Here is a 1,178-nt window from a genome sequence, read left to right as displayed (position 1 = left end):
GGGCGTCATGATCTACTGGCATGTCGAACGACGCGCGACATGCGTCTATTCCCAGCTCAAGCGCTGCTCTTCCTCCGAGGTCGCCTCCATGATCGAGGGCGTGCTGCGCCATTGCACCGACATGGAAATCCAGCGACAATATGTTGATAGTCATGGCCAAAGCGCGGTTGGCTTTGCATTTTGCCGGCTTCTCGGATTTGAGCTTGCACCCCGCCTGAAAGCGATCGCTCGCCAGAAGCTGGCTCTTCCCGATGTCGGCATGCGAACGCGGCTTCCCCACTTGCAGCCGATCCTCTCCAGTCCGATCAACTGGGATGAGATCGAGCAGCAATATGACGAGATGGTCAAATATGCAGCCGCGATGCAGACAAAAACCGCCGACCCGGAGGCGATCCTGCGCCGGTTTAGCCGCTCCGAGGTGATGCACCCGACCTACAAGGCGTTGAGTGAGCTGGGCCGCGCGGTCAAGACGATCTTCCTGTGCCGGTATCTGCGCGAGGAGTCCTTCCGCCGCGAAATTCATGAAGGCCTGAATGTCGTTGAAAACTGGAACAGTGCCAATGGGTTCGTTTTCTTCGGCAAGGGCGGCGAGATCGCCACTAACCGCATCGATGAGCAGCAGCTCTCGGTCCTGGCGCTACATTTGCTGCAAGCGTCGCTTGTCTATGTGAACACCCGAATGCTTCAGAGCGTGCTGGTGGAACCGAAATGGACGGGCCGGATGACGCCGGATGATTATCGCGGCCTCACACCGCTGATTTACAGCCACGTCAATCCTTATGGCCGCTTCGACCTCGATCTGAATAGCCGGATCGATTTTGGGCGGCTTGCTGCCTGACCGGGGCCTTTTCCGCTCGCACCATTTGGGTGCACCCGAACGTGACGATCGGAAGTGACATATACGACATGTCACAAAAGGGTGTTCCGTCACCAATGTTACTGTACGAGGGCAAAGCCACCCTAATGTGACGGATTTGCCCATGACCCGCGTCGGCTACGCCCGCGTCAGCACCATCGACCAGGATCTCGACATCCAGGTTGCCCGGTTGAAGGCAGCGGGCTGTGAAATCCTCCGCTCCGAAACAGGCTCGGGCGCATCGCGCACTGGACGCACGGAGCTTGAGACGATCATGCAGTTCCTGCGCGCCGATGACGAACTCGTCGTCCTGCGTCTCGAT

At 58.5% G+C, this 1,178-nt stretch carries 2 protein-coding genes; both read left to right on the top strand.

Annotation, left to right across the window (positions count from 1 at the left end):
* The coding region (locus ADT71_RS00170; RefSeq protein ID WP_156336351.1) for a Tn3 family transposase at window positions 1–838 on the top strand (838 nt) is incomplete at its 5' end.
* A gap of 142 nt (window positions 839–980) precedes the next feature.
* Window positions 981–1,178: recombinase family protein (locus ADT71_RS00165; RefSeq protein ID WP_197282861.1), on the top strand; the 198-nt coding region annotated here is incomplete at its 3' end.

Source organism: Novosphingobium sp. ST904 (assembly GCF_001298105.1).
Taxonomy (GTDB): domain Bacteria; phylum Pseudomonadota; class Alphaproteobacteria; order Sphingomonadales; family Sphingomonadaceae; genus Novosphingobium.
This window is presented reverse-complemented; position numbering and strand designations above follow the sequence as displayed.